This is a genomic window from Pseudomonas sp. 30_B, assembly GCF_017491605.1.
GTDB lineage: Bacteria > Pseudomonadota > Gammaproteobacteria > Pseudomonadales > Pseudomonadaceae > Pseudomonas.
Map to the genome: position 1 here is coordinate 1 of NZ_JAFGYY010000021.1, position 13,138 is coordinate 13,138.

At 64.4% G+C, this 13,138-nt stretch carries 14 protein-coding genes; 6 read left to right on the plus strand and 8 right to left on the minus strand.

Features of this window, described 5'->3' with window-relative positions; genetic code table 11:
• Positions 1-548 precede the first annotated feature (548 nt).
• The 6 genes from J5M67_RS20680 to cmoB all read left to right on the plus strand — a co-directional run bounded on the left by J5M67_RS20680 (position 549) and on the right by cmoB (position 4,959).
• Complete coding sequence (locus J5M67_RS20680; protein ID WP_207887194.1) at positions 549-944, plus strand: protease inhibitor I42 family protein; 396 nt, start codon at positions 549-551, stop codon at positions 942-944.
• A gap of 111 nt (positions 945-1,055) precedes the next feature.
• The gene (locus J5M67_RS20685) at positions 1,056-1,730 is read left to right on the plus strand and encodes a lysoplasmalogenase (RefSeq protein WP_207887195.1); all 675 of its coding nucleotides are present in this window, start codon (positions 1,056-1,058) and stop codon (positions 1,728-1,730) included.
• Between the two features lies 1 nt (position 1,731).
• Positions 1,732-2,481, plus strand: a complete 750-nt coding sequence (locus tag J5M67_RS20690) for an ABC transporter substrate-binding protein (protein WP_207887196.1) — start codon at positions 1,732-1,734, stop codon at positions 2,479-2,481.
• A gap of 86 nt (positions 2,482-2,567) precedes the next feature.
• Positions 2,568-3,140, plus strand: a complete 573-nt coding sequence (locus J5M67_RS20695; protein ID WP_207887197.1) for a hypothetical protein — start codon at positions 2,568-2,570, stop codon at positions 3,138-3,140.
• 113 nt (positions 3,141-3,253) lie between these two features.
• On the plus strand, positions 3,254-3,994 hold the full coding sequence (gene cmoA, locus J5M67_RS20700; protein WP_207887198.1) for a carboxy-S-adenosyl-L-methionine synthase CmoA: 741 nt from the start codon (positions 3,254-3,256) through the stop codon (positions 3,992-3,994).
• Positions 3,991-4,959 (plus strand): tRNA 5-methoxyuridine(34)/uridine 5-oxyacetic acid(34) synthase CmoB, encoded by a 969-nt coding sequence (gene cmoB / locus J5M67_RS20705; protein WP_207887199.1) that lies wholly within the window; start codon positions 3,991-3,993, stop codon positions 4,957-4,959. Before cmoA ends, cmoB begins: the two co-directional genes overlap by 4 nt.
• Positions 4,960-5,202: 243 nt before the next feature.
• On the opposite strand, the gene pdxJ is transcribed toward cmoB, so the two are convergent.
• The 8 genes from pdxJ to J5M67_RS20745 all read right to left on the minus strand — a co-directional run bounded on the left by pdxJ (position 5,203) and on the right by J5M67_RS20745 (position 13,111).
• Complete coding sequence (gene pdxJ / locus J5M67_RS20710; protein ID WP_207887200.1) at positions 5,203-5,946, minus strand: pyridoxine 5'-phosphate synthase; 744 nt, start codon at positions 5,944-5,946, stop codon at positions 5,203-5,205.
• Positions 5,939-6,643 (minus strand): DNA repair protein RecO, encoded by a 705-nt coding sequence (gene recO / locus J5M67_RS20715; RefSeq protein WP_207887201.1) that lies wholly within the window; start codon positions 6,641-6,643, stop codon positions 5,939-5,941. The genes pdxJ and recO overlap by 8 nt, the downstream gene beginning before the upstream one ends.
• Before the next feature lie 88 nt (positions 6,644-6,731).
• Positions 6,732-7,673, minus strand: a complete 942-nt coding sequence (gene era / locus J5M67_RS20720; protein WP_138520659.1) for a GTPase Era — start codon at positions 7,671-7,673, stop codon at positions 6,732-6,734.
• The gene (gene rnc / locus J5M67_RS20725; RefSeq protein ID WP_207887202.1) at positions 7,666-8,355 is read right to left on the minus strand and encodes a ribonuclease III; all 690 of its coding nucleotides are present in this window, start codon (positions 8,353-8,355) and stop codon (positions 7,666-7,668) included. The genes era and rnc overlap by 8 nt, the downstream gene beginning before the upstream one ends.
• Positions 8,352-8,729 carry a DUF4845 domain-containing protein gene (locus tag J5M67_RS20730; protein WP_207887203.1) on the minus strand — a complete coding sequence of 126 codons (378 nt, stop codon included), beginning with the start codon at positions 8,727-8,729 and terminating at the stop codon, positions 8,352-8,354. The genes rnc and J5M67_RS20730 overlap by 4 nt, the downstream gene beginning before the upstream one ends.
• A 144-nt stretch (positions 8,730-8,873) precedes the next feature.
• A complete protein-coding gene (gene lepB / locus J5M67_RS20735) occupies positions 8,874-9,728 on the minus strand; it encodes a signal peptidase I (RefSeq protein ID WP_207887204.1) in 855 nt (284 codons plus the stop codon).
• A gap of 5 nt (positions 9,729-9,733) precedes the next feature.
• A complete protein-coding gene (lepA, locus tag J5M67_RS20740; protein WP_207887205.1) occupies positions 9,734-11,533 on the minus strand; it encodes a translation elongation factor 4 in 1,800 nt (599 codons plus the stop codon).
• 147 nt (positions 11,534-11,680) lie between these two features.
• Positions 11,681-13,111, minus strand: coding sequence for a DegQ family serine endoprotease (locus tag J5M67_RS20745; protein ID WP_207887206.1), 1,431 nt, complete (start codon positions 13,109-13,111; stop codon positions 11,681-11,683).
• Positions 13,112-13,138: the final 27 nt, after the last annotated feature.

Sequence of the window (13,138 nt, forward strand, 5' to 3'; positions counted from 1 at the left end):
GGTGCTGTATGACGTGTACTTCTGCCATCAACTTTTGCGAACTATCGACCTGAACAGCCCCGACTACGGACCATAATGTGTCAACCATGTCCCCGTACATGTGTCCATCATGTCTCCGGTCTATACACCAAACGCCGAAGAAGTAACCAAGAAGGCTCGTCCCGACATCCGGCCCCGGCTTCGCCGGGGTCCCCTCCCTCCGGTATCGCTCCGAGGGTCGGCTCGCAAGGGCCGTCCATGGCCCTTCAAGCCTCTCGCGGCATCCATGCCGCTCGCCCCTCTGCGCAATACCTCCACTCGGCCTCCTGACGGGACTCTGCGCGCGCCTGGGACCTTGGCCGCTTCATGCTGGATTGCTCTTCGTAGGATGGTGTGGAGCGAAGCGATACCCACCGCGGCGGATAACACCTTAGGCATTATTCGCCCTACGAAAAGCCAAAACATCGCGAACAAAGTCCACTCCCACGCCGTGCCACACCACACGGTCTTCCCTCTTCGTACGATTGCGATATCCTGCGGCCAGTCTGGTCCCCACCCCAGGAGTCGTCATGCCGTCGTACCGCCTGTTGCTCCCCTTCTCCCTGGCCCTGCTCGCCGGCTGCGCCGGGCAGTCCAAACCCGTGGTCACCCTGGAAGACGCCAGTGACTGCAAACCCCTGAAGCTCCACGAGGGCCAGGAGTTGGTGTTGATCCTGCCGAGCAACCCCACCACCGGGTTCCGCTGGGAAATGCGCAATGCCGCCAATGGCCTGCTGCAAAGCCTCGGCCCCGAGGTCTACAGCAATCCGGAAGACGCGGGCCTGGTCGGCAGTGCCGGCGAATCCACCTGGCGCTTCCGCGTCACCGGCACCGGCGAGGACAAACTGGAACTGGCCTACCGCCGCCCCTGGGAGGCGGAAGTCGCGCCCGCGCAGACCTTCGTCTGCCCCATTGCCGTGCGCTGAGCCGACGCAGCAGAGATCCGGCGCCATAAGCCACTCGCACTGACGCCCTCGGCCTGTGGCGGCACGGCGCGCTGCGGCAGAGTGGGCGCACATTTCCACGGGAGGGAACCCATGCGCTGGATACTGCTGGCACTCATCGGCGGCATCGCCTACCTGCTTGCCGTCACCTTCGACCTGCCGCCCCCGCGCATGCTGTGCAAGCCGCTGCCGGTGCTCGCCCTGCTGCTCTGGGTGCTGAGCGCGCCGGCCGACGCCTACCGGCGCTGGATCGCAGCGGGCCTGGTGCTGTCGATGCTGGGCGACATCCTCCTGGAATGGCCGGTCAACGCCTTCGTCCCGGGGCTCGCCGCCTTCCTGCTGGCGCACCTGGCCTATCTGCTTGCCTACCTCGGCGATACCCGCCGCCTGGCCCCGGCGGGCCTGCTGTTCGCCGCCCTGCTCGGTGGCGGCCTGTTCGTCCTGCTCCATAGCCGGGGGCTCGGGCCGCTGCTGCTGCCGATCGCGCTCTATAGCCTGACCATCAGCTGCATGCTCTGGCGAGCCCTCGCCCGCCTCGGCTGCGCCGATCTGCCGGCCGCCAGCCGCAACCTCGCCGCGGTCGGCGCCCTGTTGTTCGTCAGTTCCGACGCGATGATCGGCATCAGCCGCTTCGTCAGCGCCTTCGACGGCTCCTCCTACGCCATCATGCTCACTTACTGGCTGGGCCAGTTCGGCATCGCGGCATCCGTCACAAGTCGTCATCAGGCTCTGCCATACTCCCCGGGACAGCCCACTTCCCGAGTCTGACATGCTGCGTTTCGCTGTGCCGGCTCTGCTCCTGTGCACCGCACTGATCGCCAGTGCCGAGCCACTGCGCCTGGCCGGCGACGACTGGTGCCCCTACATCTGCCCGGACAACCCGGACAAACCCGGCTACCTGCTCGAGGCCCTGTCCCGCATTCTCAGCCAGGCTCCGGCCTTCGAGCCCCTGCCCTGGCCCCGCGCCCTGCAGATGGCCCGCGAGGGCCTGGTGGACGGCGTGGTCGGCGCCTACCCGGAAGAATCGGATGATCTGGTGATCGGCCGGGAGCCCATCGGCTGGGTGACCATGCGCTTCTATACCCGCGCCGACAGTCCGTGGCACTACCAGGGTCCGGCATCGCTGGACGACCAGTCCATCGGCCTCGCTCAGGGCTATTCCTACGGCGCTGAGCTGGACGCCTGGCGCGACAGCCACCTGGACGATCATGAACAGGTGCAGGTACTCAGCGGTGAGCGGGTACTGGAGCGCAACATCCAGAAGCTGTTGCTCGGGCGCATCAGCGTATTGCTCGAAGACAGCCAGATCGTCGAGCACTATCTTCAGCGTCACCGCCTGTCCGGGCAGATTCGTGCCGCCGGACAGCTTGCCGATAAACGTCCCATGTACGTCGCACTCAACCCGCGCCTGGAGTCGGTCAGGGAGCGTCTGGACGAGCTTGACGACGGTCTGCGTGAGTTCCGCCGCGGCGATCAGTGGAAACCGCTGATGCAAGGATATGGAGTGGCTGCGGAATAGCCTTCCGAGGCGTGAGAAAAGTCCGGCACAGCGCTTGGGCATCGGCTATAGATCAATTACAAGAGACTGCGATTAAGGGGAGCTCCATGCGTGCAGTAGTTCGCTCGATGATGTTGCTGGGGGCGTACATGATGCTCTCGGCGTGTGGCAGCCTGCTGCCCAGCGAACGTGCGGAAGTGCAGTCACCTTTCCTGGACTACCAGGATGCACAGAGCCGCTTCAACCAGGTCGAGACGGGCAAGACCACCAAGTCGCAGCTCTACGCACTGGGATTCGACCCGCTGTCCCAGGGCAACGCCAAGATGCTCTCGTTCATCGACGTGCGGCTGATGTTCGTACAACCCAACATTCCCATCGACTACCTGCCTGACGGCCTGATCACCTGCCTGCAGGCCAAGGATCGCTGCGTCGGCTACGCCTTCGACTTCAGCAAGACCGACAGCCAGCGGGTGGGCAGTTTCTGGGCGGACATCTTCAACTTCCGCAAGCGCCGGGAAGTCCAGGGGTGGTCGTTCCGCCCGGTGTTCGTGCTGATCGACGACGTGGTGGTGCACAAGACCAGCAACGGCGAGCCGAACATCCGCCGCCGGGAAGACAAGAAGAATCCGCTCGGCCCGCTGCAGGGCGCCGGCGAATACTTCTCCGACCAGCTCAAGTGACCCTTATCGGCTGAAGCTTGGGCGCACCCGGCGCCTCGGCTACAATGCGCGCCCCGGCAGACCGGGCGCGCCGCGCCCTGTTGCCTGTTCAGCGTAACGAGGCCCCATCCAGCGTGAGCGAATCCGACCGCATCTTCGCCCAGCCGCAAGCCCAGGTTCCCGACTTCACCTTCAACGAGGACGTGGTGCGCGTCTTCCCGGACATGATCAAGCGATCGGTGCCGGGCTACCCCACCATCGTCGAGAACATCGGTGTGCTCGGCGCGCGCTTTGCCGCCCCGAACAGCATCCTGTATGACCTCGGCTGTTCGCTGGGCGCCGTGACCCAGGCGCTGCGCCGCCACGTGAAGACCGAAGGCTGCCGCGTCATCGGCGTCGACAACTCCGCACCGATGATCGAACGCTGCGGCGAATACCTGCGCGCCCAGGACGCCATGCACCAGGAACTGCTGCCGGTCGAGCTGATCGAGGCGGACATCCTCAACCTGGACCTCAAGCCCTGCTCGCTGATCGCGCTGAACTTCACCCTGCAGTTCATCGCCCCCGAACAACGCCTGGCGTTGCTCACCCGCCTACACAGCGCCCTGCTGCCCGGCGGCTCGCTGATCCTCTCGGAAAAACTGCGCTTCGCCGACGAGCAGGAGCACGAACTGCTCACCGACCTGCACATCGACTTCAAGCGCGCCAATGGCTACAGCGAACTGGAAATCGCCCAGAAACGCACCGCCATCGAGAACGTCATGCGCCCCGACACCCTGGAGACCCACCGCGAGCGCCTGCTGGCTGCCGGCTTCTCCAAGGTCGTGCCCTGGTTCCAGTGCCTCAACTTCGCTTCCCTGATTGCCCTGCCATGATCGAACGCTTCGACCTCGACCGCCTGAGCCTTGAACTGGCCGGCACGCCACTGGAATCCTGGGCCGCTTCCCTGCCCGCACAACTGGGCGCGAAGGTCGAGGATGGTCACGGCGACCTGGAACGCTGGCTGGCGGCGGTGGATCGCCTGCCGGAGCTGCACGCCGCGGCCGTCGAACTGCGTGAGCGCTTCAACCTCGAAGGCGCCTGCGACGAGGACACCCGTGCGCAGCTCAAACTGGCTCTGCAAGGGCTGATTCCGTGGCGCAAGGGCCCGTTCAATCTGTTCGGCGTGCACATTGACACCGAATGGCGCTCGGACTGGAAATGGGAGCGCGTCTCGCCGCACATCGACCTGGCGGGCAAGCGCATACTCGATGTCGGCTGCGGCAACGGCTACTACCAGTGGCGCATGCTCGGCGCCGGCGCGCGCAGCGTGGTGGGCGTGGACCCGAACTGGCTGTTCTTCTGCCAGTTCCTGGCCATGAAGCGCTACCTGCCTGACCTGCCGGCCTGGCACCTGCCCTTCGCCCTGGAAGACCTGCCCGAGAAGCTGGAAGGCTTCGACACGGTGTTCTCCATGGGCGTGCTCTACCACCGCCGCTCGCCCATCGACCACCTGCTGGCGCTCAAGGACTGCCTGCGCCGTGGCGGCGAGCTGGTGCTGGAAACCCTGGTGGTGGAAGGCGACGTGAATACCGTGCTGGTGCCCGAGGACCGCTATGCGCAGATGCGCAACGTGTGGTTCCTGCCGTCGGTGCCGGCGCTGGAGCTGTGGCTTCGCCGCGCGGGCTTCACCGATGTGCGCAGCGTGGACATCAGCCGCACCTCGGTGGAAGAACAACGCGCCACCGAGTGGATGCGCTATCAGTCGCTGCCGGACTTCCTCGATCCGCACGACCACAGCCGTACCGTCGAAGGCCTGCCGGCGCCGCTGCGCGCCACGCTGGTAGCGCGCAAGCCCTGACGGGTGGTTACTGGATCCCCGCGTTCGCGGGGATGACGATCGAGGCCGACGAGCCTGATACGTCGCTCCCGCGAACGCGGGACGCGGCCCCATCGCGAACAGCGCTTGCGCTGGCCCGAAGGGGGATCATCCAGAAACGACTGCCGGCGAGGCGTAGGGCGCATAACGCCCAAGGCGTTTCCGCCATGGCGGCGGATAACCCGTTCCGGGTTATGCGCCCTACGATGTCGAATCAGACCGCGATCAGCGATTCGCCGCCGCCACGATCAGCGCCTTCATCTCCGCCACCGCCTGCTTGAAGCCCACGAACAGCGCGTGAGCAACGATGGCGTGGCCGATGTTCAGCTCGTTGATCCCGGCAATCGCCGCCACCGGCTCGGCGTTATGGTAGTGCAGGCCATGACCGGCATTGACGATCAGCCCGTGGGACAGGCCGAACTCCACGCCATCACGGATGCGCGCCAGTTCATGAGCGGCTTCGGCGGGGTTGTGGGCGTCGGCGTAGCGGCCGGTGTGCAGCTCTACAGCCGGGGCGCCGACACGTGCCGAGGCTTCAATCTGACGCTGGTCCGGATCGATGAACAGCGACACCTCGCAGCCCGCGGCAGCAAGGCGCTGCACCGCTTCGCGAATACGCGCTTCCTGGCCGGCGACGTCCAGGCCACCTTCGGTGGTCAGTTCCTGGCGGGTTTCCGGAACCAGGCAGACGTGGGCCGGGCGGATGATTTCGGCAAACTTCATCATCTCCTCGGTGACGCCCATCTCGAAGTTCATGCGGGTCTGCAGCACTTCGGCGAGCACGCGCACGTCGCGGTCCTGGATGTGCCGGCGGTCCTCGCGCAGGTGCACGGTGATGCCGTCGGCGCCGGCTTCCTCGGCGTCCAGCGCGGCTTTCACCGGGTCGGGATAGCGGGTGCCGCGGGCCTGGCGCAGGGTAGCAACGTGGTCGATGTTCACGCCGAGCAGGATACGGTTGGCTTCAGTCACGGGAGTTGTCCTTGCGATTCATGAATAACTCGCGGCTGACCAGCGGTCGGCCGCCAAGATGGGGCGCCAGGGCCTGGCGCATCAGGCGCTTGGCCGCCGCCAGAGCGCCCGGAGCGCTCCAGTCGGCCTCGGCCATCGCCAGCAGATCGGCACCGTGGAACAGCCCCGGCTGCAGGCTGCCGACCGGCTCGAGGCCCGAGTCCGGCAGCAGGCGGTAAAGGCCATCGGGGGCCACCGGTTGACCGACGATATCGCTGTCCAGGGAGAAACCATACCCCAGCTCGTCCAGCAGCCGCCATTCGAAGGCGCGCAACAGCGGCTCCAGCGGCCGTCCGGCGGCCAGCAGTGGCAAGGTGGCCTGATAGTGGTCGAACAGCGCCGGATGCGGGTCTTCCGCCGGCAACAGGCGAATCATCAGCTCGTTCAGGTACAGGCCGCTGAACAGCGCTTCGCCGCTCAGCAGGTTGGGAATACCGTTGGCCTCAAGGCGCACGACGTTCTTCAGGTCGCTGCGCCCGCGGAATTCGGCTTCCAGCGGCACGAAGGGCCGAGCCAGTGCACCGGCCTTGCCCCGTGCGCCGCGCAGTACGGCCCGCAGCCGGCCTTGCGGCGTGAGGAAGTCCACCAGTGCGCTGGTTTCCTTGTAGGCACGGCTGTGCAGGACGAAAGCGGGTTGGGCGGGAGAAGCGAGGCTCATGGCGCTGCGCCTGGAGTGGGAATCGGGAGACGGGCGCGCTCAGGCGCCCGAAGGGTGCGCCCCGCGAAAGCTCGCGGGGCGTTGCGGCTCAGAGGTCGCCGTAGCCCAGCGAACGCAGCGCGCGCTCGTCGTCGGACCAGCCGCCCTTCACTTTCACCCAGAGGTTGAGCATGACCTTGGAGTCGAATAGCACTTCCATGTCCTTGCGCGCGTTCTGGCCGATGCTTTTGATGCGCTCGCCCTTCTCGCCGATGATGATCTTCTTCTGGCCGTCGCGTTCCACCAGGATCAGTGCATGGATGTGCAGGATCGGACCGTCCTGCTTGAACTCTTCGATCTCCACGGTGACCTGGTACGGCAGCTCGGCGCCCAGCTGGCGCATGATCTTCTCGCGCACCAGTTCGGCGGCGAGGAAACGGCTGCTGCGGTCGGTGATCTGGTCTTCCGGGAAGAAGTGCTCGCTCTCCGGCAGGCGCTCGGCGACCAGGCCTTCCAGCACGTCGAGGTTCTGCCCGTGCTGGGCGGAAATCGGCACGACTTCGGCGTTGGGCAACTGTTCGGCCAGCCACTGCAGGTGCGGCAGCAGCTCGCCCTTGTCTTCCATGCGGTCGACCTTGTTCACCGCCAGCAGGACCGGGCAGCTCACGTACTTGACCTTGTCGTAGACCATCTGGTCCTCGTCGGTCCAGCGGTTGCGGTCGACGACGAAGATCACCACGTCGACATCCTTCAGCGCGGCGCTGGCCGAACGGTTCATGTAGCGGTTGAGCGCCTTGTCGTTGTCCTTGTGCAGGCCGGGGGTGTCGACGTACACCGCCTGCACGTCACCCTCGGTCTTGATACCCAGCAGGGTATGACGGGTGGTCTGCGGCTTGCGCGAGGTGATCGCCAGCTTCTGCCCGAGGATGTGGTTGAGCAGGGTCGACTTGCCTACGTTGGGGCGGCCGACGATGGCGACGTAACCGCAACGAACGGCTCCTGCTTCATCGTGCTCGGATGGGTCGTGCTGGTCTTGCTCGTGCTCACTCATGGCCATTCTCCACGCCCAGGGCTGCCAGCGCGGCAGCGGCGGCCACCTGCTCGGCGATGCGGCGGCTGCCGCCGTGGCCATGGGTCTTGTCATTCAGCAGGGCAACCTCGCACTCGACGAAAAAGGTGCGGCAATGCGGTTCGCCCTGGATATCCACCACGTCGTAACGCGGCAACTCACACCCGCGCGATTGCAGGAACTCCTGCAGGCGGGTCTTGGGGTCCTTGTTGGTATCCACCGGGGTCAGCTCGCGCAGCTGCGGGCCGAGCCAGGCCATGATCCGCTCGCGGGCGGAGTCCATGCCGGTATCCAGGTAGATCGCGCCGATCAGCGCCTCCATGGCATCGGCCAGGATCGACTCACGGCGGAAACCGCCGCTCTTCAACTCGCCCGAGCCCAGCCGCAGGTAATCACCGATTTCGAAACCGCGCGCCAGCAGGGCCAGAGTCTCGCCCTTCACCAGGCGCGCGCGCAGGCGCGATAGCTGACCTTCGCGGGCTTGAGGGAAATGGGTGAAAAGGGCTTCGCCGATGACGAAGTTGAGGATGGCGTCGCCCAGGAACTCCAGGCGCTCGTTATTGCGCCCGGCGAAACTGCGGTGGGTCAGCGCCAGGACCATCAGGTCCTGGTCGCGAAAGGTATAGCCAAGCTTTCGCTCGAGTCGATCCAGACTGTTACTCACGGCATTCGTACACGGAATTCTTTGTCAAATTTGACCACCAGGTCGATGTTCTGGACCAGTGGCTCACGTTTTTCGTACTTCAGGTGGGCGCGGAACTCATTGTTCTCGAGCTTCACGTCCAGGGCGTCATCCAGCTTGAGATCGCGGATGTTATTGAGCATCAGCGCCTTGTCCACGTAAGAGTAGAACTCCGGGACAGTACGCACTTCGGCGGCCTTGTCGGTTTCCACCGAGGTGATGGCCTTCTCGATGGCGTAGTAATCCATGTAGTGCGGGAAGACCTTGAACGCCGCGCTGGCCAGGAACGCCACAACGGCCAGGATCACCAGCCAGCTCAGCAACGACATGCCCTTCTGCGAACGTGCGTACTTCATATCGACCTCATGTCGGTATCGTTCTTATTGTCCGCCAACCGCGGCGGGCCCACGTACAAGCGGGGCTGCCTCGCTCCCCGCGTGCAGCCCCGCCCGGGTTTCTAGCACTGTTCGCCGCCCGAAGGCTTCGAACATCTCACAACTTTAGTGGATCACGCCCACTCGCGAGAAATTCGGCAGGTTGCGCTGCTTGGGCTCCGGCCAGCTCATCCACACCGCGAACGCCTTGCCGACGATATTGCGGTCCGGAACCATGCCCAGCAGGTCCTTCGGGATCTTCGGGTCGTTCCAGTAGCGGCTGTCGTTGGAGTTGTCGCGGTTGTCACCCATCATGAAGTAGTGCTCGGCCGGGACCTTCCACTGCTTGCCCGGCTCGATGCGGTAACGGGTCATTTCCTTGCGGATCAGGTGCTCCACGTCGCCCAGCTTTTCCTTGTACAGCGTCACACTGCCCAGGCTGCCCGGCTCCTCGCCGATCAGTTTCTCGGCGACCAGCTGGTCGTTGACGTAGAGGCGCTTGTCGCTGGTGTAGCGGATGGTGTCGCCAGGGACGCCGATCACGCGCTTGATGTAGTTGATGTTCGGATCGCTGGGGTAGCGGAACACCATGACATCGCCACGCTGCGGATCGCCCACCGGGATCACCTTGGTATCCAGCACGGGCAGGCGGATGCCGTAGGCGAACTTGTTGACCAGGATGAAATCGCCCACTTCCAGGGTCGGCTTCATCGAGCCGGACGGAATCTGGAACGGCTCGACCAGGAAGGAGCGCAGCACCAGCACGATGAACAGTACCGGGAAGAACGACTTGCCGTACTCGATCAGTACCGGCTCCTTGTTCAGTTTTTCCAGCACTTCCGGATCAGGCTCGCCAACCGTGCCTTCATAGGCGGAAATGGCCGCCCGGCGGCGCGGTGCGAACAGCACCAGGTCCACCAGGGCGAGAACGCCGCACACAGCAACGGCAATCACCAGCAACAGCGGGAAATTCAGCGTCATAGGGTTCAACTGTCCACTTTGAGCACAGCGAGGAAGGCTTCCTGCGGAATCTCCACGCTACCGACCTGCTTCATCCTTTTCTTACCGGCCTTCTGCTTTTCCAGCAGCTTGCGCTTACGGCTCACGTCACCACCATAGCACTTAGCCAGCACGTTCTTCCTGAGCGCCTTGACCGTCGAACGGGCGATGATCTGCCCACCGATGGCCGCTTGAATCGCGACGTCGAACATCTGCCGCGGAATCAGTTCTTTCATCTTCTCCACCAGCTGACGGCCCTTGTAGGGGGCGTTGTCGCGGTGGACGATCAGGGCGAGGGCGTCGACCTTCTCGCCGTTGATCAATACATCGAGACGGACCAGGTTGGCCGGCTCGAAGCGATCGAAGCTGTAGTCCAGCGAAGCATAGCCACGGCTGGTGGACTTCAGGCGGTCGAAGAAGTCCAGCACCACTTCGTTCATCGGCAGATCGTAGATCACCTGGACCTGGCCGCTGAGGAAGTGCATGTCGCGCTGTACGCCACGCTTCTCGATGCACAGGGTAATGACGTTGCCCAGGTGCTCCTGAGGCACAAGGATGGTGGCGCGGCAAATGGGCTCACGCATCTCGTCGATGGACGAGAGGTCCGGCAGCTTGGACGGGTTGTCGACATAGAGGATGTCGCCGTTCTTCTGCACGATCTCGAAGATCACGGTCGGTGCGGTGGTGATCAGGTCCAGGTCGTACTCGCGCTCCAGGCGCTCCTGGATGATCTCCATGTGCAGCATGCCGAGGAAGCCGATGCGGAAGCCGAAGCCCAGGGCCTCGGAGCTTTCCGGCTCGTACTGCAGCGCGGCGTCGTTCAGGGTCAGCTTCTGCAGGGCTTCGCGGAAGTCCTCGAAGTCATCGGAACTGACCGGGAACAGGCCGGCGTAGACCTGCGGCTTGATGCGCTTGAAGCCCGGCAGCACGTCCACGTCGGGGGTGCTGTTGAGGGTCAGGGTATCGCCCACCGGCGCACCGAGGATGTCCTTGATGCCGGCGATGATGAAGCCCACTTCACCGGCCTTGAGGTCCGGAGTCTCGGTGTGCTTCGGGGTGAAGACGCCGACGCTGTCCACCTGGTGGACCTTGCCGGTGGACTTCACCAGGATCTTGTCGCCTTTCTTGACGCGGCCGTGCTTCACACGTACCAGCGAGACCACGCCCAGGTAGTTGTCGAACCAGGAGTCGATGATCAGCGCCTGCAGCGGAGCGTCGATCTCGCCTTCGGGCGCCGGAATGGCGCTGACCAGACGCTCGAGCACATCTTCCACACCCATGCCGCTCTTGGCCGAGCAGGCCACGGCGTCGGTGGCGTCGATGCCGATGATGCTCTCGATTTCGTCCTTCACGCGGTCGGGGTCGGCCTGCGGCAGGTCCATCTTGTTCAGCACGGGCATGACTTCCAGGCCCTGCTCGATGGCGGTGTAGCAGTTGGCGACCGACTGCGCTTCCACGCCCTGGCCGGCGTCCACCACCAGCAGCGCGCCCTCGCAGGCGGCCAGCGAGCGGCTGACTTCGTAGGTGAAGTCGACGTGACCGGGGGTATCGATGAAGTTCAGCTGGTAGGTCTTGCCGTCCTTCGCCTTGTAGTGAAGGGTGACGCTGTGCGCCTTGATGGTGATGCCGCGCTCGCGCTCCAGGTCCATGGAGTCCAGTACCTGGGCCTCCATCTCGCGGTCGGACAGGCCGCCGCACATCTGGATGAAGCGGTCCGCCAGCGTCGACTTGCCATGGTCGATGTGGGCGATGATGGAGAAATTGCGGATATGACTCAGGTCACTCACGGCTGAACACACTCGAAAGGCTGAAGGCGGCAATCCGCCGAAAAATAGCCGGGGAGTTTACTTGAATACCGCACCGTCCGCTATGTCTGCGCCGGACGGACAGGCATGAAAAAGGGCGGTGAAGACCGCCCTTTTTCGATGCCGAGCTTACTCGGCGAGCTTGAAGGTGATGAAACTCGCACGCCCCTGGCGCAGTACGCGCATGGAGATGGAGCGATCCTTCGGCAGAGACTTGGCAATCTCGGAGAAGGTCTTGGACGAATCCACCGCACGGTTGTTCAGGTGGGTGATCACATCGCCCGGACGCAGGCCGATCATCGCTGCCGGGCCACCCTGGACTTCCTTGATCACCACGCCGCCCTTGATGTCCAGCGACTTGCGCTGCTCGGCAGTCAGCTCCGCCACGGTCACGCCCATGCGGTTGCTGCTGCGCTCGGCGCCCTTGCCTTCGACGGCGGCGACTTCCTCGTCCTCGTCCGGCAGGTTGCCGATGGTCATGTTCAGCGTCTTGCGGCTGCCATCGCGGATGACTTCCAGGGCCGCCTTGTCGCCCGGCTTCATGTTGCCCACCAGGTGCGGCAGATCGGCCGATTCATTGATGGTCTGGCCATTCAGGCTGAGGATCACGTCGCCTACCTGCAGGCCGCCCTTGGCCGCCGGGCCGTCTTCGACCAGCTGCGCCACCAGGGCGCCGGACGGCTTGTCGAGCCCGAAGGACTCGGCCAGGTCCTTGTTCACTTCCTGGATCACCACGCCCAGCCAGCCACGGCTGACCTTGCCGCCTTTCTTCAGCTGATCGGCGACGTTCAGTGCCACATCGATCGGGATCGCGAAGGAAAGGCCCATGAAGCCGCCGGAACGAGTGAAGATCTGCGAGTTGATACCCACGACTTCACCCTGCAGGTTCAGCAGCGGACCACCGGAATTGCCCGGGTTGATCGCCACGTCGGTCTGGATGAACGGCACGTAGTTCTCGTTCGGCAGGCTGCGGCCCTTGGCGCTGACGATACCGGCGGTCACCGAATGGTCGAAACCGAAGGGCGAGCCGATGGCCAGCACCCACTCACCCACCTTCAGCTTGTCGGAGTCGCCCAGCTTGAGGGTCGGCAGGTTCTTGGCCTCGATCTTCAGCACGGCCACGTCGCTGCGCGGATCGGCCCCCACCAGCTTGGCCTTGTGCTCGCTGCGGTCGGACAGGCGCACCAGAATCTCGTCGGCGTCGGCCACCACATGGTTGTTGGTCAGGATGTAGCCATCATCGGAAATGATGAAGCCCGAACCCAGGGACTGCGCTTCGCGCTGCTGGCCACGGGGCGCCTGCCCCTGACCGCCCTGGCCACGGGGAATGCTGCGTTCGAAGAACTCGCGCAGGCCCGGCGGCAGGCCGTCCAGGTCCGGAACGCCCATCTGGGCATTCGAGCGATCCGGGAGCTTCTGCGTGGTACTGATGTTGACCACCGCCGGCGACGCCTTCTCCACCAGCGGCGTGAAGTCCGGTAATTCGGCACGCGCAGTGACCGACAGGCTCAAGGCCAGCAGGGCAACCAGCGCAGCCATGCTGCGTTTCAGGGTTTGCATTGACTACAGCTCCCGTGATGTTGATTG